Origin of the sequence: Bacillus sp. FJAT-27445 (assembly GCF_001510665.1) — a bacterium.
GTDB lineage: Bacteria > Bacillota > Bacilli > Bacillales > Cytobacillaceae > Bacillus_D.
Map to the genome: position 1 here is coordinate 704,794 of NZ_LMTI01000003.1, position 20,585 is coordinate 725,378.

Annotated in this window: 25 protein-coding genes; 19 read left to right on the forward strand and 6 right to left on the reverse strand. The window is 45.5% G+C overall.

Going from position 1 to position 20,585, the window contains the following annotated elements; translation table 11 throughout:
- Positions 1 to 164: 164 nt before the first annotated feature.
- A complete protein-coding gene (locus AR337_RS11775) occupies positions 165 to 1,130 on the reverse strand; it encodes an ABC transporter substrate-binding protein (RefSeq protein ID WP_059172185.1) in 966 nt (321 codons plus the stop codon).
- A gap of 246 nt (positions 1,131 to 1,376) precedes the next feature.
- Between AR337_RS11775 and AR337_RS11780 the strand changes: the two genes are divergently transcribed.
- The 7 genes from AR337_RS11780 to AR337_RS11810 all read left to right on the forward strand — a co-directional run bounded on the left by AR337_RS11780 (position 1,377) and on the right by AR337_RS11810 (position 6,672).
- Positions 1,377 to 2,384 (forward strand): iron ABC transporter permease, encoded by a 1,008-nt coding sequence (locus AR337_RS11780; protein ID WP_059172186.1) that lies wholly within the window; start codon positions 1,377 to 1,379, stop codon positions 2,382 to 2,384.
- Complete coding sequence (locus AR337_RS11785) at positions 2,381 to 3,436, forward strand: iron ABC transporter permease (protein WP_059172187.1); 1,056 nt, start codon at positions 2,381 to 2,383, stop codon at positions 3,434 to 3,436. The genes AR337_RS11780 and AR337_RS11785 overlap by 4 nt, the downstream gene beginning before the upstream one ends.
- A 278-nt stretch (positions 3,437 to 3,714) precedes the next feature.
- A complete protein-coding gene (locus AR337_RS11790) occupies positions 3,715 to 4,542 on the forward strand; it encodes an ABC transporter ATP-binding protein (RefSeq protein WP_059172188.1) in 828 nt (275 codons plus the stop codon).
- 118 nt (positions 4,543 to 4,660) lie between these two features.
- Complete coding sequence (locus AR337_RS11795; RefSeq protein ID WP_059172189.1) at positions 4,661 to 5,473, forward strand: IucA/IucC family C-terminal-domain containing protein; 813 nt, start codon at positions 4,661 to 4,663, stop codon at positions 5,471 to 5,473.
- Positions 5,430 to 5,687 carry a DUF2573 family protein gene (locus AR337_RS11800; protein ID WP_059172190.1) on the forward strand — a complete coding sequence of 86 codons (258 nt, stop codon included), beginning with the start codon at positions 5,430 to 5,432 and terminating at the stop codon, positions 5,685 to 5,687. Before AR337_RS11795 ends, AR337_RS11800 begins: the two co-directional genes overlap by 44 nt.
- Positions 5,688 to 5,800: 113 nt before the next feature.
- A complete protein-coding gene (locus AR337_RS11805; protein WP_059172191.1) occupies positions 5,801 to 6,442 on the forward strand; it encodes an alpha/beta family hydrolase in 642 nt (213 codons plus the stop codon).
- The gene (locus tag AR337_RS11810) at positions 6,439 to 6,672 is read left to right on the forward strand and encodes a hypothetical protein (protein ID WP_059172192.1); all 234 of its coding nucleotides are present in this window, start codon (positions 6,439 to 6,441) and stop codon (positions 6,670 to 6,672) included. The genes AR337_RS11805 and AR337_RS11810 overlap by 4 nt, the downstream gene beginning before the upstream one ends.
- Positions 6,673 to 6,771: 99 nt before the next feature.
- Here the strand turns inward: AR337_RS11810 and AR337_RS11815 are convergent, their stop codons facing one another.
- From AR337_RS11815 to AR337_RS22735, 4 genes are all read right to left on the reverse strand, one after another.
- Positions 6,772 to 7,104: a spore coat protein gene (locus AR337_RS11815; RefSeq protein WP_059172193.1), complete on the reverse strand. Its 333-nt coding sequence runs from the start codon at positions 7,102 to 7,104 to the stop codon at positions 6,772 to 6,774.
- A 12-nt stretch (positions 7,105 to 7,116) separates the two neighbouring features.
- Complete coding sequence (locus AR337_RS11820; RefSeq protein ID WP_059172194.1) at positions 7,117 to 7,398, reverse strand: hypothetical protein; 282 nt, start codon at positions 7,396 to 7,398, stop codon at positions 7,117 to 7,119.
- Between the two features lie 338 nt (positions 7,399 to 7,736).
- Positions 7,737 to 7,931: a cysteine-rich CWC family protein gene (locus AR337_RS11825; RefSeq protein ID WP_059172195.1), complete on the reverse strand. Its 195-nt coding sequence runs from the start codon at positions 7,929 to 7,931 to the stop codon at positions 7,737 to 7,739.
- Between the two features lie 98 nt (positions 7,932 to 8,029).
- The gene (locus AR337_RS22735; protein ID WP_082686943.1) at positions 8,030 to 8,164 is read right to left on the reverse strand and encodes a YuzL family protein; all 135 of its coding nucleotides are present in this window, start codon (positions 8,162 to 8,164) and stop codon (positions 8,030 to 8,032) included.
- A gap of 702 nt (positions 8,165 to 8,866) precedes the next feature.
- Between AR337_RS22735 and AR337_RS11830 the strand changes: the two genes are divergently transcribed.
- The 12 genes from AR337_RS11830 to AR337_RS11895 all read left to right on the forward strand — a co-directional run bounded on the left by AR337_RS11830 (position 8,867) and on the right by AR337_RS11895 (position 19,984).
- Positions 8,867 to 9,322 carry a GNAT family N-acetyltransferase gene (locus AR337_RS11830; RefSeq protein WP_059172196.1) on the forward strand — a complete coding sequence of 152 codons (456 nt, stop codon included), beginning with the start codon at positions 8,867 to 8,869 and terminating at the stop codon, positions 9,320 to 9,322.
- A 53-nt stretch (positions 9,323 to 9,375) separates the two neighbouring features.
- The gene (locus AR337_RS11835) at positions 9,376 to 9,777 is read left to right on the forward strand and encodes a VOC family protein (RefSeq protein WP_059172250.1); all 402 of its coding nucleotides are present in this window, start codon (positions 9,376 to 9,378) and stop codon (positions 9,775 to 9,777) included.
- Between the two features lie 347 nt (positions 9,778 to 10,124).
- Positions 10,125 to 11,447: a NapC/NirT family cytochrome c gene (locus AR337_RS11840; RefSeq protein ID WP_059172197.1), complete on the forward strand. Its 1,323-nt coding sequence runs from the start codon at positions 10,125 to 10,127 to the stop codon at positions 11,445 to 11,447.
- Between the two features lie 256 nt (positions 11,448 to 11,703).
- Complete coding sequence (locus AR337_RS11845) at positions 11,704 to 12,081, forward strand: VOC family protein (protein WP_059172198.1); 378 nt, start codon at positions 11,704 to 11,706, stop codon at positions 12,079 to 12,081.
- 131 nt (positions 12,082 to 12,212) lie between these two features.
- Positions 12,213 to 12,533, forward strand: coding sequence for a hypothetical protein (locus tag AR337_RS11850; RefSeq protein WP_059172199.1), 321 nt, complete (start codon positions 12,213 to 12,215; stop codon positions 12,531 to 12,533).
- A gap of 724 nt (positions 12,534 to 13,257) precedes the next feature.
- Positions 13,258 to 15,195 (forward strand): threonine--tRNA ligase, encoded by a 1,938-nt coding sequence (gene thrS / locus AR337_RS11860; RefSeq protein WP_059172201.1) that lies wholly within the window; start codon positions 13,258 to 13,260, stop codon positions 15,193 to 15,195.
- A gap of 115 nt (positions 15,196 to 15,310) precedes the next feature.
- Positions 15,311 to 15,841: an AAA family ATPase gene (locus AR337_RS11865; RefSeq protein WP_059172202.1), complete on the forward strand. Its 531-nt coding sequence runs from the start codon at positions 15,311 to 15,313 to the stop codon at positions 15,839 to 15,841.
- Between the two features lie 15 nt (positions 15,842 to 15,856).
- Positions 15,857 to 16,390, forward strand: coding sequence for a hypothetical protein (locus AR337_RS11870; protein WP_059172203.1), 534 nt, complete (start codon positions 15,857 to 15,859; stop codon positions 16,388 to 16,390).
- Positions 16,391 to 16,422: 32 nt separating this feature from the next.
- Entirely contained in the window at positions 16,423 to 16,986 is a 564-nt protein-coding gene (locus AR337_RS11875) for an NUDIX hydrolase (protein WP_059172204.1), read from the forward strand.
- A 165-nt stretch (positions 16,987 to 17,151) separates the two neighbouring features.
- Complete coding sequence (locus tag AR337_RS11880) at positions 17,152 to 17,802, forward strand: YdcF family protein (RefSeq protein ID WP_059172205.1); 651 nt, start codon at positions 17,152 to 17,154, stop codon at positions 17,800 to 17,802.
- Positions 17,803 to 18,547: 745 nt separating this feature from the next.
- Positions 18,548 to 19,405, forward strand: coding sequence for a hypothetical protein (locus tag AR337_RS11890; RefSeq protein ID WP_059172207.1), 858 nt, complete (start codon positions 18,548 to 18,550; stop codon positions 19,403 to 19,405).
- A 114-nt stretch (positions 19,406 to 19,519) separates the two neighbouring features.
- Positions 19,520 to 19,984, forward strand: coding sequence for a hypothetical protein (locus AR337_RS11895; protein ID WP_059172208.1), 465 nt, complete (start codon positions 19,520 to 19,522; stop codon positions 19,982 to 19,984).
- Positions 19,985 to 20,192: 208 nt separating this feature from the next.
- On the opposite strand, the gene AR337_RS11900 is transcribed toward AR337_RS11895, so the two are convergent.
- Complete coding sequence (locus AR337_RS11900; protein ID WP_059172209.1) at positions 20,193 to 20,453, reverse strand: hypothetical protein; 261 nt, start codon at positions 20,451 to 20,453, stop codon at positions 20,193 to 20,195.
- Positions 20,454 to 20,585 lie beyond the last annotated feature (132 nt).

The window sequence follows — 20,585 nt, forward strand, 5'->3', positions numbered from 1 at the left end:
GTTCCTTCCTCCCACGCCACAAATTGTATTGTGGGTGAAATACCCTGATAAGTAAAAATAGAGGCGCGGGAGCAACCTCTTGTTGCTAAAGAGCAAAAAAAGGCACCCGCAATCGCAGGTGCCAAACGTTTATATAGAAAGGGGAGTTTTCAAGTAAACCGAAATTACTGTGCAAAAATCTTTTCAATGTCATCTAGCATCAGGTTAGCCGCGATGACGCCTCCGGCTGTGTTCCAAATCGTATCACTGACTTGGTGGACATTGCCCTTTTTGGAAACCTCAAGGTTTTTGAAAAGCGGGTCTTCAATCCATTGTTTTTCAACCTGGGACGCCTTGCCGTCGCCTTCTTCATACGTGAAGTAGAAGAGGACGTCGCCATCCATTGCCGGGATGCGTTCCTTCGTTACGTTCTTTTCGGCAAAATCGTCCACGTCCTGGCTTTCCGGACGGGCAAAACCAAGTTCATTAAGGATAACGCCGGAGAATGTGTCCTTATGGTATATCCTGACATCTCCTGCCATGAAACGAACCATGGAAACCTTCATATTAAGCTTATCGCCAAGCGTGCCTTTCAAGTCCTCAATACGCTTGTCGTAATTCGCAAGCACTTCCTTGCCTTTTTCTTCTTTATTAACAGCTTTTGCATAAAGTTCGAAGTTTTGCTTCCAGTCGCCGCGGAGCGTTTCCGCGAAAACGGTCGGTGCAATTGCGCTCAACTGCTCATAAATTTCTTCCTGGCGCATTTTGTTTCCAATGATCAAATCGGGTTTCAACGCTGCAATAGCTTCCACATTGACCTGGCTTTCAACGCCGACAACTTTAGCATCCTTCATATCGTCTTTAATATGCTCGTACCAAGGGTCTCCTGTCCACGATTGAACAGCGCCGACTGGTTTAACGCCAAGAGCTAGCAAGGCCTCGGTTCCTTCATTTGTTAAAATAACGACGCGTTCAGGCGCTTTTTTAAGGGTGGTAGTTCCCATTGCGTGTTCAACGGTATAACTATGGGATTCATCTACTTTAGGCTTTTCGCTGCCTTTCGAGTTGTCCTTTTCATTCCCGCCGCAAGCCGCCAAGAGCAGTACCGCGAAAATCGCCATAAGAGAGAATATGTACCGAATATTCTTCATGATTGTAATGCCTCCTGATAAATGTTAATGATAATCATTTTCAATGACATCCTCATCATAAAATGATAAAATCAACATGTCAATGGTTAATTGAAAATTATTCTCAAGTAACAGGCAGAACTGAAAACAGTGGAAATAAACGTTAAATGAAAATGATTCTCAAAGTCATTGACACTGCACTTGTACCGCCTTAGACTAGATATATGTAACTAGTCAAACAATGTAGATGTGGGAAAGGTTTTCATTATGGTTCTCCTTAAAAATACAGGATTAAAATGGCTTGGCCTTTTAGGAGCCATCGTTTTGCTGCTAGCCCTGATGGTGGCGAGCATCGTCTTTGGCTACACCGATACAACAATCAAAATGGCCATTGACACATTTACCAAGTTTAATGGATCGAATGAACATATAATCATTGAGTCGGTCCGGCTGCCCCGCGCGCTTATCGCCGCAGCAGTTGGAGCGAGTCTTGGCGTGTCCGGGGTTCTCCTCCAGACTCTGACAAAAAATCCGCTTGCATCGCCTGATATATTTGGCGTCAATGCCGGTGCGGGGATGATGGTCGTTATCGCCGTTACCCTTATCAAAGTGGACAGCATCCAGGCTTTCACCTGGCTATCATTCTTTGGAGCGGCTGCGGCTGCAATCGGCGTCTACACAATCGGTTCATTCGGCCGCGAAGGGCTAACACCGATGAAGCTCACCCTTGCTGGCGCCGCGCTATCAGCGATGTTCGCAAGTTTTACTCAAGGCCTGCTCGTATTGAACGAAGCAGCGCTTGAGCAGGTGTTATTCTGGCTTGCCGGCTCCGTAGCCAACCGCGATCTTGAAAACCTGATTGCCGTACTTCCATACCTGGCTGTCGGCTGGATCGGGTCACTCTTAATCGCATCAAAAATGAATGTCCTTTCCATGGGCGAGGACGTGGCGAAAGGTCTAGGGCTGAACACCGCTTTTGTTAAAATTGGCATCGGAATCCTTGTCATCCTGCTTGCCGGCGGGGCGGTCGCGGTTGCCGGGCCGATTGGGTTCATAGGCATCGTCATCCCGCATATCACCCGCTCAATCGTCGGCATCGACCACCGCTGGGTCATCCCGTTTGCCGCACTCCTTGGAGCCATGCTCCTACTGGCGGCGGATATCGGCTCCCGGTACCTGCTTATGCCGCAGGAAGTTCCGGTTGGCGTCACCACAGCGATCATCGGCACCCCATTTTTCATCTATATTGCGAGAAGGGGGTTCAATAGCCGATGAGCCAATTCAGGAATATTCGTATTTTGAAAGGAAAAATTTCTTTCCTTCTTGATAAAAAAGCACTGATTACCTTTACCAGCCTTGCTTTGGCCGCATTCGCCGTGTTTGTTGTGAGCACGGGGATGGGGGAAATGAAGATCAGCCCGCTCACTGTCCTCAAAGTTTTCTTTGGCGGCGGAACCGAGATGGACCAGCTGATCATAAAATCGTTCAGGCTGCCGCGCATCATTATCGCGCTCACCGTCGGCATGGGGCTCGCCGTTGCAGGCGGCATCCTTCAGGGGATGATCCGCAACCCGCTCGCATCGCCAGATATTCTCGGTATTACTGGCGGGGCGTCGGTTGCAGTTGTTGGTTTTCTGGCAGTATTCAGCGATAGAAGCAACGCACTGACAGTCAGCATCGCCTGGCTTCCGGTAGCCGCATTCATCGGCGCCGCGGCTGCTGCCTTCCTTGTTTACATCCTTGCCTGGAAAAATGGCGTCTCGCCAATCCGGCTAGTCCTGATTGGGATTGGCCTAATGGCATTGATGAAGGCATTAACAACGATGATGATGATACTAGGGCCAATTTTCCAGGCAAGCCAGGCAAATATTTGGATTACTGGAACTGTTTACGGCTCGACCTGGGCGAACGTGTCAATCGCACTGCCGGCAACAATCATATTAATAGTACTAGCCATTATCTCAGCAAGGAACTTGAACATCCAGGAACTCGGCGATGATGTTGCAACCGGCCTTGGCTCACGCGTGCAAAAACAGCGCTTTGCCTTGCTTGCGATTTCAACGGGGCTAATCGGAACATCGGTTGCCTTTGCGGGCGGCATTGGCTTTGTCGGCCTCATGGCGCCGCATATGGCGCGCAGGCTTGTAGGGTCATCCTTTGGAGCACTCCTTCCGGTATCAGCCATTTTAGGCGGAATACTCGTCATGGCTGCCGATTTAATAGGAAGAACCATGTTCTCCCCGCTTGAAGTACCCGCCGGCGTCTTCACCGCGGGCATCGGGGCACCCTACTTCATCTACCTTTTATTTAAAACAAGGAACCAGTAGGGGATTATGCGAAGGCGGAAATTGTTAAAGGATAGAGTTGATTTTTAACTGCGTTGATTGGAGCGGAGGGCACCGACTCCGGCGGGATGCAGCGGCAAGGTGGAGACCCCGCAGGCGCGAGCGCCGAGGAGGCTTCACTGACGCCCCGCGGAAAGCGTGTGCCTGTAGTGGAAATCAACAGTTAAGTTTATGAGCCTATTAATATTTCTAATATGAGCAAGTTGACTTTTACCAACCCGCCACCGGATTTGCAAAAACGCGAAAAGGAGCTGTCTGAATTGACGCATGCGCAAGCGATTGAAACGAAAGAGCTGTCCCTTTCCTACGGAGATACATTAATCATCAAAGAACTCGACCTGAAAATTCCTAAAGGTGAAATCACTGTGTTCATCGGAGGGAATGGCTGCGGGAAATCGACCCTTCTCCGCTCAATCGCGCGCCTCCTGAAGCCGAAATCAGGCAGCGTCCTGCTTGAAGGGACAGCCATTTCAAAGCTGTCGACAAGGGAAGTCGCCAAAAACATGGCTATCCTTCCCCAAACACCTGTCGCTCCAGAAGGCTTGACCGTCCTTCAGCTCGTAAAGCAAGGACGCTATCCGTATCAATCATGGCTGAAGCAATGGTCCGAAGAAGATGAGCAGAAAGTGAACGATGCCCTAAAAGCAACAGGGCTTGAAGAACTGAAGGACCGTCCCGTCGATTCGTTGTCGGGCGGCCAGCGCCAGCGTGCATGGATTGCCATGACACTCGCCCAGGACACGGATATCCTGCTTCTTGACGAGCCGACAACGTATCTCGATATGACTCATCAGATTGAAATCCTTGATTTGCTCTACGATCTAAATGAGCGCGAAAACCGGACAATCGTCATGGTCCTCCACGACCTGAACCTTGCCTGCCGCTACGCGCATAACATCGTTGCCATCAAGGACAAGCAAATTTATGCCCAGGGCCGTCCGGAAGTCGTCATCAACTGCTCGCTTGTCAAAAACGTCTTTGGCATGGACTGCGAAGTAACAATCGATCCGCTCTTCGGAACACCGCTTTGCATCCCATACGGCAAAGGGCGCTGCATCCTAAAAGGAGCACTGGCTGCCAACAGTTAAATGGATAAGTAGGAATGGCCTTCAAAAATGGCTCTTTCTACTGGATAGGGAAGTCGTTTTTTATCCAAGTGCGGTGCCAGACACCTGTTTTTATTGTACGAAAGGTGGTGAGTTTAGGATGGTGCTTCAGTTAAGTTTAAGCCAGTTGAACGAGGTGGAAAAGGATGCTTTGAAGGATTACCGTTTTGCGGCTGAGCGACTTTATCGGATGATTTCCGTGAAGGCGCTGCTCGATCCGCTGGAATTAAAGGCGTTCATAGATCAGCTCAAGGTGACGTTCCAAACGGATTCTGAAAAGGTTGCCGCATCGGTCTTTATAAAGCGGTATGCCTTTCTCGCTGTCCTGGCTCTTTATACGATGTCTGCCTGGAACAAAAAACTTGATATCCGGCCGGAGAACATCTATCTCGAACCACCTTCTGCGGATCCGAAATGGCTGCCAAAATTCTATCTAACAAACACCCAAACAGGAGAAGTAAATACAGCAGACCGCCAAGCATTTAGGAGACAAGCTGTTTCCGAGCTATTCGCAGGCCACCTGTTTCCGCTTATCAGTCTGCTCGCCAAAACCACCGGCGTGTCAAAACTAATCCTCTGGGAAAATATAGCCGTTTACATCATGTGGCTGTATGAATCAAAGCTCGAAAAAGAGCCCAATGCCGGCGGCGACCTGGACTTCATTTTCAAAAAAGCGGAAGGGTCCCTGTTTGGAAGCTACAACCACAATCCAATCAAAAAATTTTATTATGAAAAGACGTATGTAGACGATCTGGACGAAATGGTCCGGATCCGCCAAACATGCTGCTTCTCATATCTTACCGGCGGAAAGTCCTCACGATGCAAAACATGCCCGTGCAGGAAGCTGGAAATGGAGGGCAAGTGCTCAAATGGACCAGAAAACGTTTGCGATGCAGTTCGAAGCCTTACTTGAAAAGTATGCTGAACTCCTTGTCGGCACCTCAGACAAGGACATCACCGAAAAAGTGAAAATGTATGCCCTCTACACTCACATCGCCAGGACCATGCCCGCTCTCGCCAAGCACTGGAACGCGCTTTACCCCGAGGCGAAGGACGAAATGAAGGATCTCATGGCCGAAATCAAGAGGCTAAATGAGGAGCATCGGAACAAAAAGCCGCACCCTTAAACCAAAGGGTGTGGCTTTTTTTTATGAATCAAATCAGTGGAATAATGGTATACAACTCACTTTAAGAATGGTAAAATTAGGTAAATATCGATCGTAAAAGGGGGGGGATTCTGATGGGAATTGAAAAAAGAACAATCAACCAAATCAGTTATACGTATGTAGACAACCAGGGCGCGGCAGTTTGCTTTATGTTCTCTGGCGCCGGCTATACATACGATAAACCACTTCTTTATTACTCCACCATGGCTATGCTTGAGCAAAGGTACGACGTGGTCCATATCCACTATTCATATGATTACGGGGCGCTTTTCAAACTCTCATTATCCGAAATAAGCGATACTCTCTGCAGGGATATTGACCCCGTCATAACTGAAGTTCTTAGCAAAAAGAAGTATGACTCCATTCTCTTTTTAGGAAAATCGCTCGGGACTATTCCAATCATCCATGATTTTATCAGGAACAACCGCTATGAAAATTCGAAAATGGTACTGTTGACGCCGCTCCTTAAATACAACCAGATTACAGAAACTTTAACAAATTGCCGCCACAGGGCATTAATCGTCATTGGTAAGAACGATCATCATTTTATCGAAAGCAGAGTCGATGAAATCGAAACCAATCCGTTGGTAAAAATCCAAAGGGTTCCAAATGCCGATCATTCACTTGAAATCGAACCGATTAGCATGCCACTGTCTCTTTCCGTGATGGAGCAGGTTATGGGAAATCTGGCTGATTTTATAAGGAGCGCAAAATGAGACTCTTTTTAATCATCATAATGATGTGTTTTCTCGGAGGCGGCCTGTGGATGCTTGGCCCGATTGGAGGCATCATCGCGTTCGGCATCATCTCAGCACTGTTGTTCGAACTGCTTCTTATATTAAAAGATGTGGAATTCAGGGTATCGAGCCTGGGACCGAAGCGTGACAAAGTAAAGGAATTTGTGGAAGAAGTCCTACTGAAAAACGATGATGTTGATTTAAAGTAGTGCGGAAATATGCCACAGCAAATAGATAAAGCCCCCATTCGGAGGCTTTATTTTTTGGGGGAATTATTCACTTTGAGCTTGTCAAGGGCATCCTATGAGTTACTGTACATTCCCGCCATATGGCAGCTGATCGCGATATCCGGAGAACTGCTGTGACTTCTTCTGCAGCGATTGCGCCTGGGCCGGCTCGACTTTGTACCAGCCTTCCTGGAACATCACGTTGTACAAATGGCGCTGTACATTCTGCGTCTCATTGTAAATATCGAGCACATCCTTGTACAAGCCCATGTGGCTCGCTTCGTTCAAAAAAACATCATAGCCGTGGGTCATATATTTCTCTGTCGCAAGCAAATCGTTGATAAAATCACGGTCGTTCATTGATGGATTTTTCTCAACCTGCGTCGGTTGGTTTGAAATCGAATTGTTGTTCATCGTCCGTTCCTCCTACTGCTGCATGTATTGCTGCGCATTTTGATTCTGGTGGGCATTCAAATGGCCAAGAATTTTCTCATAATGGCGCTGGTGCATCTGGCCAACCTGCTCGGCTTCAGCCCTCATCGCTTCAATCTGGCAATGCTGCGCGTAAAAATGAGCCTTCTTTGCCGCCATTAAATTCCACGTCAGCATATCCGTCAAATACAGTTCGTCCTTCCCCGACAACACATTTGGCGGCTGCTGCATATGCCCCTGCTGATTCTGCATACCTTGATTCTGCTGCTGTTGCATACTAAAACCTCCTGAACAAAATAATCCCGCATCCATTAACATCCCCAAACCTGGAAGGAATATGCGGTGCCTGGCTCACTTGTCCTAGTTGGGTGCCTGCACAATTAATCGATATAATAGAAAAATCAATCGATATAATTGGAAAATTAATCGATAAATCAAAAAATTAATCGATATCCTTCAATCTAACAAGATGCTCAAGAAAAAAGGCCGGTTTATTCAGTGAACTGGACTATTTTTAAGACATTTTTTTTAAAAAATTTAAGCATCAATAGACACTTTCCCTATAAAAAAAAACACACAGAGAGTAAACCCCTCTGTGTGAAAACAACTGCTATCTAACAGTCCACTGCCGTTTTTTCTTTGAATTCCTGCAGGCACTTCCGGCAAATGCACACCTTGTGCAAATACTCATTTGGGATTAATTCAAAAATGCCATTTGGGAATTCTTCATGTGTGCACCAGCATGGTTCGCTTTTCCCAGACATGCACCCGTTCTCCTCCCCGCAAAGCGGGCAAATACTCCCGGACATCGGCAGCCCCCTCCATATCAGTTTTTCTCTATTTTAAACTTTTTTAGAGGATAGTCCCACATTAAATAAAGAAGGCACCCGCATCGGGCGCCTCCGACCTAATCCTTCTTAAATTGATTGTTCTGGCTGTTCACCTTATTCTTCTGATGCCGAATATTATGCGGACCCGCATTTCCCTTCACACTCGCCGCGCTAACCCCAGCCTCCGAAGGATTCTTCTTCAACCTAGCCATCAACATCACCCCTGCACTTAACATGCCCAGTTTTATCATAATTAAAGAAGCCAATTAGGATGCCAAGAAGCATCGCGGGTTAAAAACCTCACAAAAACCGCAAACCATTAATCAAAAAAAATCCCGGCACGAGGCCGGAAAAAAGGGTGGTCTATATATGTAGGGGGGAAGTATGAAAAGCGGGGTACTTTTCATACTTTCATCCTACCCTTCCAATATGAACTTAACATGAACTTAATGTTAAGAATTTCTAAAGATCAGCAAGCTTATGCAAGTACCCGAATCCAAATTAGAGCAAAAAAAGATCCGGCCTAAGCCGGAAAGTAAGACTCTATATTAAAAGAGGGGGGAGTATGAAAAAGTCTGAGGGGGTCCTTTTCACAAATCCATCATACCTCGCAAAGATGAACAAACTATGAACAAACCTTTAACATTTCCTTAAATCGCTTAAAAACGATTCATACCCATCCGAAAAAACTTTACAAAAACCTGACATGACAGCGACGCACCTTTGAGAGGCTTGCAGGTTCTCCTTCAGAAACATGTCACTTTTAAGAGCGCTTTGCTTCGTGGAGACAGTTTCAAGCAGTTCACCGTGCAAAAGTTCCATTAGCAAGTTTGTGAATATGTGGCGTTTTTTCGACGAATTAATAAAGGATTTCCCGCCGCCGTATCGAACCATTACAAAAAGGGGGATCCGAAATGTACCAATACTTTAATGGCCTCGTGATCAGGGAAGGAACAGAAGGCGTTCCGGCTGAGAAAGTCGAGGCTCTTTTCGAAGATGCCGGGTGGGCAAGGAACACGCCCGACTGGCAAAAGGAGAAATTCACCTTGATTTTCAAAAACTCGACCTGGGCCTTTACAGTATGGGATAAAAACGACATGATCGCCATGGTTAGGGTTATATCCGACCAAATTATGGCCGCCACCATCATGGACCTGGCCGTCCGCTCCGACTACCGTGGCAAAGGCATTGGACAAAAACTCGTAGCTCTCTGCCTTCAAAAACTCCCGCATGGGGACTGGTTCGCGCATACTTCCGCAAACAACTTCCCGTTCTACGATAAATGCGGATTCGAGGTAAAAGACCCGGCCAGAAACGGCACCTGCGCCTACTATGGGTACATCCAGGCCCGCCTGAACGGGCACCGTTAAAAGAAAAACTCTGAATGGTTGAAATGATTTTGAAAATGGAAAGGTTGGGGGAAATGGAGTCCAAACTTATAAGAGTAGGAACAATTTACTTGCCAGTATCGAATGTGGAAGTTTCGGCTGAGTGGTATGCAGGCAAGCTTGGTGCAGGGATCAGTTACAAGGATGGGGACAAGGCTATCGTCAATTTCGCCGGACAGAGCTTTTTCTTGGTAAAAGCCGAAGAGGGGCAAAGCGCTAACTTTCGGGATTCCTATGGCAACGAGCGTTTTTCCATTACATTTGAAGTCGATGGCCTTGAAGCGCTTGAAGCCATTCGCAGCGATTTCCTCGAAAACGGCGTAACAGCTGGCGAAATTGAAGACCGGGGCCATACTGGCCGGAACTTCGTCTTCCGTGACCGGGACGGCAACGCATTCGACGTCTGGAGCGAACTAAGCCCAGCCTTTAAAGGATAACTCACCCATGTAAAATTAGCCCACGCCCAACAAACCACATAAGTTGGATGCTTTCTTTGAGAAAGGGCCAGAAATCAATACTCAGCTCAATCTCCATTTGGAAAAGGCTTTTATAGTTGGTAAGGACCCCGTTTACAAGGGGTTTTTTGAAATTCCTACTAAATTCTCCTTAAGTTCCTACTCGCAGATGAAAGTGGTTTGTTTGCAGATAAACTCGTTCTATTCAGTGATTACACCCTGACAAAGGGGGCCTTGCACTAATTTAAATACAAATTGTGAACATTTATTGAAATGCCTACCCAGCAAGGCCGGTTCTGGTAATATACTAACTGAAACGGGGGATGGCGATGCTTTTTTGGAACATCAAAAATCGGTCAAATAACAATTCAGAAAAGGAAGTTGGCAATCTTAGCGAAGACAATCAGGCAATAAGCAGGAATCCAATCCGAAAATGGAAGCTGCTCGTTGGAGCGTTAACGGCCATCATTTGTGTCCTGGGCTTTGGCTATGGGGCTCTCAGTTATGCCTCAACCCCTTCTTTCTGTGCCTCTTGCCATGAAATAGCACCTCAGCATGCAACTTTTCAAGCGAGTGCCCACAATCAGATAAAGTGTGTTCAATGCCATATCAAACCCAGTAAAAAAGATACACTAGTACAAAAAGTTGAGGAAGCCAAGAGGGTAGTAACCCACTTCATCAACCCGCCAACACGGATTGTTACAAAAGTTGCAATCAGTAACGAAAATTGCGAGAAATGCCATTCGACTAACCGTTTAGTCACAGCCACCGGGGACATCATTGTCAACCACGGTGGGCATATTGAAAAACGTATTCCATGTATCACCTGCCATAACGGAGTCGTACACGCAAAAGTAGTTGAACGAGGAATAAGCGACTCTGATACATATCAAGTCTGGACAGAGGAAAATATCGAAAAGCTGGTTGGTGAAAAATACGAGAAACCAAATATGGGCACATGTATTGATTGCCACGCGCAAGTTAATCAGGGAAAGAGGCCATGGAAGGATAGTAGTTATATCCTCCCTGACGCCGTTGGCAGCGAGGAACTGGAAGAAGTACCCCAAAACGGCGAGGAAACTCCGGAAATGAGGGCGGGTACCCTTGAACGACAGCTTCCTGAAAATGCCCAAAAAGTGATTCTTGAAGCAATCGGGCAGCAAAAATCCGATAGCAGGCTATCAATGCAATGCTTCACATGCCATCAAAAAATCAATACACCAAAGAACCACGGCAACAAGGACTGGTCACAAAACCATGGCAGCTTTGCTGTTAATGAGCTCGCCGGGTGCCTTAATTGCCATAAGGATTCGCTTTGGTTGAAAAAATTAGAAAAACAGGACATCCGAGAATTGTTAACTGGAACAAAAAAGGATACCCCTTACGAGCGTAATCTTACAACTGCGACAAAGGAGTCACGTAGCAATTATTTCTGTAGCATTTGCCATGCAGAAAGTCCGGCAAACCATAAAGAACGCTACACTTGGCTATACGATGGACACCGAAAAAATTCAGGTTCTCCTGAGGAAAGGAAAAGCTGCTTTGTTTGCCATGATAATGAAAAGCCTGAACCCGGAAAAGAAACAGAGGCTCCTTCAGATGTCTATTGCGAATTCTGCCATGAAGGCGACTTCCCGGGCGAACCTGCATGAAGGTATAAAGAGAGCAATTAAGCGGCCCTGTTCGTTGGTAATACCTGAAAACAAAAAAAGGTCCGGCACGAGGCCGGACAAAAAAGAGAATTTTTTAAAGGGGGTATGAAAAAGTTGGTTCCTTTCCACACACCTATCATACTGCCCAAATATGATAATTCTATTACCGCCAGATTAAAAATTCGGTTAAAATTGATTACAGCGCAGTAATATTCCCTCTATATGGGATATCTACTAAAAAACTGGGGGAGAAATGATGGCCAAATCACTTTTGAAGGGGATGGAAGGGGTATTCATTCCCGTAAAAGATCCGGCGGCATCTGCTAAATGGTACGAGGAGATACTAGGATTTTCACTTCTTTACATAGAAGCAGAGGCTGCGGTGATGAGAATTTCCGAACAGGCACAGACCGTCGTTTGCCTTGTGAAAACCGAGAACCACCAGCCGATGAAATTTCCCGATAACAATTTCGGGGTCGGAAAGTATTATAACTTCATTCCTGAAGACATTGAGGAAACCTACAAATTTTTAACCGAGAAAAATGTGAAGATCAATCCAATTGGCGGGGAAGGCTCCTCAAGATTTTTCACCTTTTTTGATCCGGATGGGAATCCATTGGGCGTTTGCCAATAATGGGTAAGGTTGCTGCGGCAGCCATTTTTTTAAAAATAGGCACTTGGAAGGAATTGGTGAGCAGTTTGCCGAATAGTAAAATAAGGGAGATAACTGAACTTAATTAGAAATGATTTGAGGGGAGGCAAACTATGACGCATATTGAAATGCTGATGAAGGTAGCTGACTACCTTACCATTCCAGTAGTGATTATAATGATAATCGTTATTTTGCTCACTTTCCGCTCCATCATTGCTATTTTTATGCCAATTAAAAACCGCCTTGTCCAGTGTACGAATTGCATCGAGCTGATTGACGAAACTGCCCTGACCTGCAAGTATTGCAAAACTGTTATTAACAGACCCGAGAAAAAACCGAACCTATTCATTAGGATTGTAAATAATAACAAGTTTGACAGGACCCACGACAGAATCAGAGATTTCCATAAGAAGAACAATGATCCGCGGCCTTAGTCTGAACTCAAACCGGCAAGCCAATTTTGAAAAAACTGAAAAATTAGGTATTGCCAGCAGTGTATAAATATTGTAATATGTGGAAACAACAATAGGAACTTCCGATTTTTAAAAGCGATGATGAGGGCATGGGGTACTTTTTCGGTTTCCAGAGAGGGAAGAAAAGCTGCGATCTTCCTAACGCAGGAAAGTATCTTACCACCTACTGAGCTGCATTGGGGAACCGAAGTATCCAATGCCGTCTTTGCTACGTTACAGCGCCAAAGCCGTAAGCAGCTGGCACTTTACACGGGAATGTTCCGCTTGAAAAAGCGAAAACTCGTGGCCAGGTATGCTTATGGAAAATTGGGTGGAACCACGGGTAACACACTCGTCCCTTTCCGAGGGATGGGTGTGTTTTTTGTTTTTTTAAAAAAATAAGAAATCACGATGATAAGGACATGAATTGTTTTTCCGGTTTCCAGAGAGGGAAGGGTGCTGCGAACTTCCTAACGCAGGAAAACAATTTACCGCCTTGGAGCCGCATCGGTGAACAAGAGTATCCGATGCCGTAAATGCTGCGTTAAAGCACCAAAGCCATAAGCAACCGCCATTTTACAAGGAATGTATCGCTCCGCACAGGCGAGGTTTGCTTATGGGAAATTGGGTGGAACCACGGGTTATGCGCACTCGTCCCTTGCTTAGGGACGGGTGTTTTTTATTTTTAAAAAAGGAGAGGAAAACGATGATCAACGTGAAATTAGCGGACGGTAGCATGAGGGAATTTCCAAAAGGGGTATCAGTCGGGGAGGCAGCGCAGGCGATCAGCGCAAGCCTTGGGAAGCTGGCGGTTGCCGGGAAGGTGAACGGTGAACTGGTCGATCTAAGCTTCAAGCTTGAAAACGGCACGGAGCTTTCCATTATTACGCTCGATTCAGAAGAAGGGTTATACATTTTGCGGCATACATCTGCCCACATTTTGGCGCAAGCCGTGAAGCGCCTCTTTGGTGAGGTAAAGTTAGGAATTGGGCCGGTCATTGAAGACGGTTTTTACTACGACATGAAGCTCGAACGCAGCCTGTCACCGGAAAATTTGCTATCGATTGAAAATGAAATGGGACGCATTGTCGCCGAGAATCTGGAAATCAAGAGGCAAGAGATTTCCTATGAAGAAGCGGAAAGGCTTTTTTCGGAAAAAGGCGAGCCGTTTAAACTGGAGATTTTGAAGGACCTTCCCCACGACGAAAAAATTACACTCTATGAGCAAGGAGAATTCATTGATTTATGCCGCGGGCCGCACCTGCCGTCGACTGGCTTCGTGAAAGCTTTCAAACTGACACGCGTTTCCGGCGCTTATTGGCGCGGTGACAGCGAGAATGAAGTCCTTCAGCGGGTATACGGCGTTGCTTTTAAAAAGAAAAAGGAACTGGAGGAGTACCTGAACTTCCTCGAGGAAGCAGCGAAGCGCGACCACCGCAAACTTGGGAAGCAGCTGGAGTTGTTCATGTTTTCCGAGGAAGCGCCGGGAATGCCTTTCTATCTGCCGAATGGGCAAATCATCCGGAACGAACTGGAGAATTTCTCCCGTGAGCTCCAAAACAGCGCCGATTACAGCGAGGTCCGGACACCGTTCATGATGAATCAGCGGCTCTGGGAGCAATCGGGCCACTGGGACCATTACCATGAAAACATGTACTTTTCTGAGGTTGACGGGACAAAATTTGCGATGAAGCCCATGAACTGCCCGGGCCATATGCTTATTTTTAAAAACAATCTCTACTCATACCGCGATTTGCCAATCCGCTTGTCCGAGTTTGGCCAGGTGCACCGCCACGAGTACAGCGGCGCGCTGAATGGGATGCTGCGCGTCAGGACTTTTTGCCAGGATGACGCCCACATTTTCGTGCGAGAGGACCAAATCGAGGATGAAATCAAGCAAGTGTTCAAGCTAGTTGACCGGGTCTACCGGACATTTGGCTTTGAGTATTCGGTTGAGCTGTCGACTCGTCCGGAGGATTCCCTCGGCGAAGACGCCCTCTGGGAGGTTTCCGAGGCTGCTTTGAAGCGGGTGCTTGATAGCATGGAAATCCCCTATCAGTTGAACGAAGGCGACGGGGCATTTTACGGGCCGAAAATCGACTTTCACATTAAAGACGCCTTGAAACGGAGCCATCAATGTGCGACAATCCAGCTTGATTTTCAAATGCCGGAAAAGTTCGATTTGGCGTACATCAACGAAAAAAATGAAAAGGTGCGGCCAGTCGTCATCCACCGCGCGATTTTCGGATCCATCGACCGTTTCTTCGGTATCCTGATTGAACATTTCGCCGGTGCCTTCCCGGTTTGGCTCGCGCCGGTCCAGGCGGAAATAATCCCTGTTTCAAATGTCCACCTCGATGCCTGCCTGCGAATCCAATCGGAATTGAAGAAGCTCGGGGTCAGGGTGAAAGTCGACAGTAGCGGGGAAAAGCTCGGATACAAAATACGTCAGGCGCAAATGCAGAAAATCCCCTATGTACTCGTGATCGGCGATAAGGAAGTGAATGAAAATGCCGTGAACGTAAGGAGATACGGTGTGCAAAATTCTGAAAGCATTCCGTTTGAAGTTTTTAATGAAAACATTGTCCGGCAAATTAAAGAACGTTCCATCCACAATGAAGCGCCGGAGAGGGAACTTGTATAATTTTTTGGGTGCGTCGATCCATTGGGATTGGCGCACTTTTATAAAACCTGGCAATTCTCCAGACGGGATGTGATAATTAAAGTATCCAATTATAGGGAAATGGAGAGCGCGGAATATGAGAAACATCTATATAGTATCCGGACCGGCAGGCGTGGGAAAATCAACAACGGCAAGAATGCTGGCTGAACAATTTAACCACAGTGCCTATATTGAAGGCGATACGGTAAACCATATGGTGATTGGCGGTTACATCCCGCCCTGGGAGAGCGAGGAATTGCAGTTGCTCGTCTGGGAAAACCTCGCCGATTTGAGCATTAATTTCGTGCAGGCCGGCAAGGATGTTGTCATTGACTATGTCGCCTTCCCGGAGGATGTACGGCGATTTTCGGAAAAGGTTTACAAGGAAGTTGAGAATGTTGAAATTCATTATGTAGTATTATGGGCCGAACGCGACGAATTGTTGAGAAGGGATTCCCTTAGGGAGAAAGCCGATCAAATGGGGGCCAGGTGCCTGGAGCTCGTTGACGAGTTTGTTGGCAAGGGTGTCGAATCTCGCTTTTTTTATGACATAACCGCTCTGAGGCAAGCGGAGCTAGGTGAGGTCGCCAGGACAATTAGGGAGAATCCGGCCTTTAAATTCTCATGAAAGGTGGGCGGCCGCTTGAAAAAATGGCTTTTAGCCGGTATCGGGATAGCTGCAATTACCGCGGTTCTTTTTGCTTTTTGGAAAAATGGGCCCACAAACCCGGTGAGGCTTGGGGAACACATCAACTTGCTTGCCTCCGGGAAAAGCCTCCCCGTCAATTTCGATGAGATCGCCTTTCAGAACGAAGATCATCCCGGTAATGAATATTTAGTGGAAAAAGCCGTCAATCAAATTGGTTATCTGAAGATGTGGAGACATTTTAAACTAGATACTACCGGCATCCCGGCGGTCGATTTTCAAAAGAATGCCGTTATCTTCATTGGCACTTATGAATCGGGAAGCTGCCCATATAAGATTGAAGAAGCAGCAATTCGTGCTGAGGGAGAAGAGTTGTCCATCCGGCTGGCGGCTAAAAGCGGTGTCTGCACAACCGATGCCACACCAAGAACCTTTGTAATTGAAATTGAAAAAGATGCTTCGGAAAAATTGAGGAATTTCGTTGTCGTGCAGGGCCGGAAGGAGACCTCGGTGCCAGTATTGGAGGAGTGAGTTATCTAGAGAGACTAGGGGGGAGATAGCACGTGAAAAAATGGAACACCTTGGCCTCAGAGTATTTGTATAAAACGCCGTTCGGAAACTTGCGGAAGGATACATGCCAGCTTTCAAACGGAATTGTAATCAAAGATTATTATGTGAATGAATATTCGGATTGGGTAAATGCCGTGGTCATTACCGAAGACAGCAAAATCGTCCTTGTTAAACAGTATCGCCACGCTGGGGGCGACTTCTTCCTGGAAATACCTGCTGGTAAAATTGAAGAGAACGAGACGCATGAAGAAGGAATCCTTCGGGAGGTCAGGGAGGAAACAGGATTTTCCTCAAAGGCTGCGCCGGTTAAATTAGGCGAATTCATGGTGAATCCTGCTACCCAAACCAACAAAGTAATCACTTATCTAATACAGGACGCCTTTAAAGAAACTGAACAAACATTGGATTACACCGAAGAGATTGATGTGAAACTGGTTGATTTTAATGACTTTGGCGGGCTGATTGGTGCCGGGGAAATAAAAACTCAATTATTTACAGCGAGTGCTTATTTTATGGCGAAGAATCATATTGAGGGACAGGTTCCTAAAGACGGATAGGAGCAGGTTTTAGGAGTGCATCGGTCTTTGGCAGGGTTCTAAAGACTGTTAGAATCATATTTTCCAGGTGAACCGGTCTTGAGAAGGTTATGAAGACAGTTTCACCAGCTGTTTCCGTTTAAAAGCATCTATAATAATTTACACTTTCATAGAGGTGACAAAGATATGTATCTTTCAAAATTGGATGCCGGGGCGCTGACGGATATGGAGTTGACGAATCTGCTATTCAGGGGGCTTGAGGATGATGGCGAACCTGGAGACTGCATTTTTGTGGCGGGGAGCAGCAAGGCAGTCCAGTACAGGCTTCCGAAAGCAGTTGAGCTTTATAAAGAGGGCCGCGCCGGCAAAATCCTGTTTTCAGGTGGCGTTACGTGGCAGGGAACAGCTTTTCCAGAAGCAATTATGCTGAAAAATGAGGCGCTCGCGCATGGAGTTCCCGAAAAAGATATATTAGTAGAAGACCAATCGCTGCATACAAAAGAAAATGTCCTTGCCTCATTGTTAACATTGGACCGTGCTTTTTACCTTCACAAAATTAATAGACTTATTGTTGTAACTACTTATTATCACATGAGGCGGCTGCATCTTACGTTGAAAACTTATATGCCACCGTGGATCCGCTATACACTGTGCCCTGTAAATGATAACAATACAAAGGAGGATAATTGGTTCCTTAGTGATATTGGCAGAGAACGTGTTGAAAAAGAAGCACAGAAACTTATCCACTATGTAAAACTTGGAGTTCTGGTGGATGAAGAGGTTGAGATTCAAGCTGACGGGAGTGAGAATTGCATCTCAGAGAGTGTAAACAATTAATGAGGCATGATTTGTGTTTAGTTTGAATCTTTCGAAGTTGGCAGAAAAGACTGTGAAACGAAACCTTTCCAAATTAGTTACGTAGATAAATAGACAGGAGGGGAGAAGGATTAAAAGATATCTTGCGTTTATCATTAGCTTTGTTCTTTTATTTATGATTTTCGAGGTGGTTTCGGGCTTTGTCAATACGGCATTTTACACACCTAAATTACATCTGATGGGCAAAAGTCATAGTCAGGAAGTAATGTTTGCAACTCCATCCACTTTCTATTTTTTCGGCACCTTGCTTATTGCCACACTAGCCTATTTTATCTCGCAAAAATTGTTTAAAACCCCATAATAATAAGACCCAACCATTTTTTAATAAAAATTTGTTTGATAATGCCGAAAACAGGTTTTGGTTAAATGCAGAGTGGGTACATAAAACTGAAGGCAAGTAACTTCAGTGAGGCGAGCGCCATGCACGAACACGAACAACAATTACTTAAAAGAGAAATCAGCAGGCTGTCACAGGACCTTGAAAGGTGCTCTGATCCCCAATACCAAGAGCTGATACAAGAATACATTTTGTTCTTAGGAACTGTAATAAAGAATTATAGTTAATCCCTGTAAGGGATTTTTTGTTGGGTAAAATACTATGCGAATGTAAGCCGTTTCTGAATTTGAAACGGTTTTTTTGCGTTGGTAACCAAGCCACAATATTTTATGGTAAAATTAGGATATTGAGCGAGTAGGGGGGAATAATTTGGTTTCTTTATGTAAGGATTGCTCATCCATTGTGTCATTGCTCAATAATAAGAGTGTTTTTCTGCCTAGGAACGAGTGGGAACAACTAAATCATTTTCACCTGATTAAGTATTTTGCAGACGATAATGGCGTTTCGGAAGGCAGTGATTTTTATATTTGCAAAAAGTGTTATCGAACTTTTAAGATGTATATCCACATTAGTTTCAACAATAAAGTAGAGCTGCTGGCAGTGGAGAGTGTCACCGAAAAAGAGTTAGAGATGATAGCGATAGCATTAATTATGGACAATCAGGCTCTTATGATAAAAGAGAAATTGAGAAATGTGGAGAAGATAAAAGTTTATCGATTTTCCGATTTATATAGACCACAGACATTCTTTTTTGGAACGCCGTATGAAACGAGGATGTACAACTTTGAAATTCTCCAAAATTATGGTGTGAATCATGCCCGTTTCTCCGATTTTTCCGGAGTCTATCTGTCTTTGGATGACCTGTATCAGAATCTAGGCTGCAACGATGCTTACTTTGAAAAGACATTTATTGTATCTTTTGAGGTCAGTCCAAGATATTTAGAAATAGAAGCGTCCACTAGTGTATATTCTTCATCAAAGATTTGGATTACCCCTACACGGAAAATACCACCACAAGATATCCTTCTTTATGATATAGAAAATAACACTTTTTCCCCTTTAATAAATGTGTCCATAAATGATTGTGCCAGTCGGGACCATGCATCTTACTTGAAAATGCTGCGGAAGAAGGCCGGACAGTATAAGGAAGATGAAGAAACGAGCCGTAAAATAATTCATAACAAAATGGAGGAAATCCGTACCTTTATACGTGTGAAAACTATCTAAAAAATAGGGGGATAGTTATGAATCGTTTACTAACCTTAGTCGTATTAATAATGATAGTCCTAATTGGAATGTACTTCTTAATTGATGTTAAACCTCATTAAAGGGGGCGGAAAAATGAATGCAATCGAAAGAAGATTCATTATTTCAAATAAAATCAGGAATTTCCTCACGGTTCTCTTTGTTGGTTATATCGTTTTTTGGCTAATTCTTTCGGTTATGAAGTTTCCTATGTCTGTCGCGGGCTTATTTTTCAAGGTGGACCCGCCAGCCTATCTGCCAATCGAGGCGGACCAAAAGTATGCCAGGGTCATCGGTATGAACAGGGTGCAGCTAATTTATGAAAATCAAAACGAGTCAATTGTTGTTTGGGCAACAAGCAAACTCGGGTGGAATAACGTATCGGATTGGGATGAAACGCTCTCCATGCCGGATGGTACCCGTGCCTATTACACACTTGGCGCTAATGACACCCAAATGTTCAGCTGGAAAAGAGGCAAAGTTGAATACACAATCGACTATAAAGGAACCAAGGACTTGGGAAAAGAGGAATTTATAAAAACCGCGTTAAGCATGAAGTGAGATTGCTTGTTTAAAATAAGAATGGCGCGCTATCCAACAAGGTTAGCGCGCTTTTATCGTTAGCCAGCGTCGCTGAGATTCAGTTGAGTGACAATGACTGGGCAATTTCCGGTCCAGTTGTCACATATCTCCCGTTTGAGTGACAACCAAGGGCGAAAGTCCGGTTGGGTTGTCAGAAAAAGCCCCGGGTTGAATGACAGCATGGAGATTAGGGATTCTCCTCCACCAAAAGTGGAATCATGTACTGAAATGTATCCGTATTTGGAGATTCGAATTTTTCCAACTTAACTCCATTGACCTTAAATCCGAACCGGTGCACCAGCCTTAAGAACTGGAAACAGATGAACGGATCATACACGTTGCATTCCAACGTTGCGTAGAGCATTGGCTTCAGTTTTTCAATATACATTTCCTCACCAGCAAACACGTAGGAAGGCTCTGTTAAAATAAACCCTACTTCCCCCGTCATGGAATCGCCTTTGGCTCCCAGGTTCCGAAGAAAAATCCCAGGCCGAACGTCTAGGCCAAGTTGCTTTATTGTTTGTAAATCGAAAACCCCGGGCTAGGCCCGGGGTTCCAAAAAGCTTTCAGCGTGGTATTA

Coding starts and splice junctions, on each gene's coding strand:
- AR337_RS11845 (WP_059172198.1), top strand. CDS start 11,704: ATGGCCAAATCACTTTTGAAGGGGATGGAAGGGGTATTCATTCCCGTA.
- AR337_RS11775 (WP_059172185.1), bottom strand. CDS start 1,130: ATGAAGAATATTCGGTACATATTCTCTCTTATGGCGATTTTCGCGGTA.
- AR337_RS11810 (WP_059172192.1), top strand. CDS start 6,439: ATGAGACTCTTTTTAATCATCATAATGATGTGTTTTCTCGGAGGCGGC.
- AR337_RS11900 (WP_059172209.1), bottom strand. CDS start 20,453: ATGACGGGGGAAGTAGGGTTTATTTTAACAGAGCCTTCCTACGTGTTT.
- AR337_RS11835 (WP_059172250.1), top strand. CDS start 9,376: ATGGAGTCCAAACTTATAAGAGTAGGAACAATTTACTTGCCAGTATCG.
- AR337_RS11850 (WP_059172199.1), top strand. CDS start 12,213: ATGACGCATATTGAAATGCTGATGAAGGTAGCTGACTACCTTACCATT.
- AR337_RS11830 (WP_059172196.1), top strand. CDS start 8,867: ATGTACCAATACTTTAATGGCCTCGTGATCAGGGAAGGAACAGAAGGC.
- AR337_RS11800 (WP_059172190.1), top strand. CDS start 5,430: ATGGACCAGAAAACGTTTGCGATGCAGTTCGAAGCCTTACTTGAAAAG.
- AR337_RS11815 (WP_059172193.1), bottom strand. CDS start 7,104: ATGAACAACAATTCGATTTCAAACCAACCGACGCAGGTTGAGAAAAAT.
- AR337_RS11795 (WP_059172189.1), top strand. CDS start 4,661: ATGGTGCTTCAGTTAAGTTTAAGCCAGTTGAACGAGGTGGAAAAGGAT.
- AR337_RS11785 (WP_059172187.1), top strand. CDS start 2,381: ATGAGCCAATTCAGGAATATTCGTATTTTGAAAGGAAAAATTTCTTTC.
- AR337_RS11820 (WP_059172194.1), bottom strand. CDS start 7,398: ATGCAACAGCAGCAGAATCAAGGTATGCAGAATCAGCAGGGGCATATG.
- AR337_RS11895 (WP_059172208.1), top strand. CDS start 19,520: ATGAATGCAATCGAAAGAAGATTCATTATTTCAAATAAAATCAGGAAT.
- thrS (WP_059172201.1), top strand. CDS start 13,258: ATGATCAACGTGAAATTAGCGGACGGTAGCATGAGGGAATTTCCAAAA.
- AR337_RS11805 (WP_059172191.1), top strand. CDS start 5,801: ATGGGAATTGAAAAAAGAACAATCAACCAAATCAGTTATACGTATGTA.
- AR337_RS11780 (WP_059172186.1), top strand. CDS start 1,377: ATGGTTCTCCTTAAAAATACAGGATTAAAATGGCTTGGCCTTTTAGGA.
- AR337_RS11825 (WP_059172195.1), bottom strand. CDS start 7,931: ATGTCCGGGAGTATTTGCCCGCTTTGCGGGGAGGAGAACGGGTGCATG.
- AR337_RS11880 (WP_059172205.1), top strand. CDS start 17,152: ATGTATCTTTCAAAATTGGATGCCGGGGCGCTGACGGATATGGAGTTG.
- AR337_RS11865 (WP_059172202.1), top strand. CDS start 15,311: ATGAGAAACATCTATATAGTATCCGGACCGGCAGGCGTGGGAAAATCA.
- AR337_RS22735 (WP_082686943.1), bottom strand. CDS start 8,164: ATGGCTAGGTTGAAGAAGAATCCTTCGGAGGCTGGGGTTAGCGCGGCG.
- AR337_RS11840 (WP_059172197.1), top strand. CDS start 10,125: ATGCTTTTTTGGAACATCAAAAATCGGTCAAATAACAATTCAGAAAAG.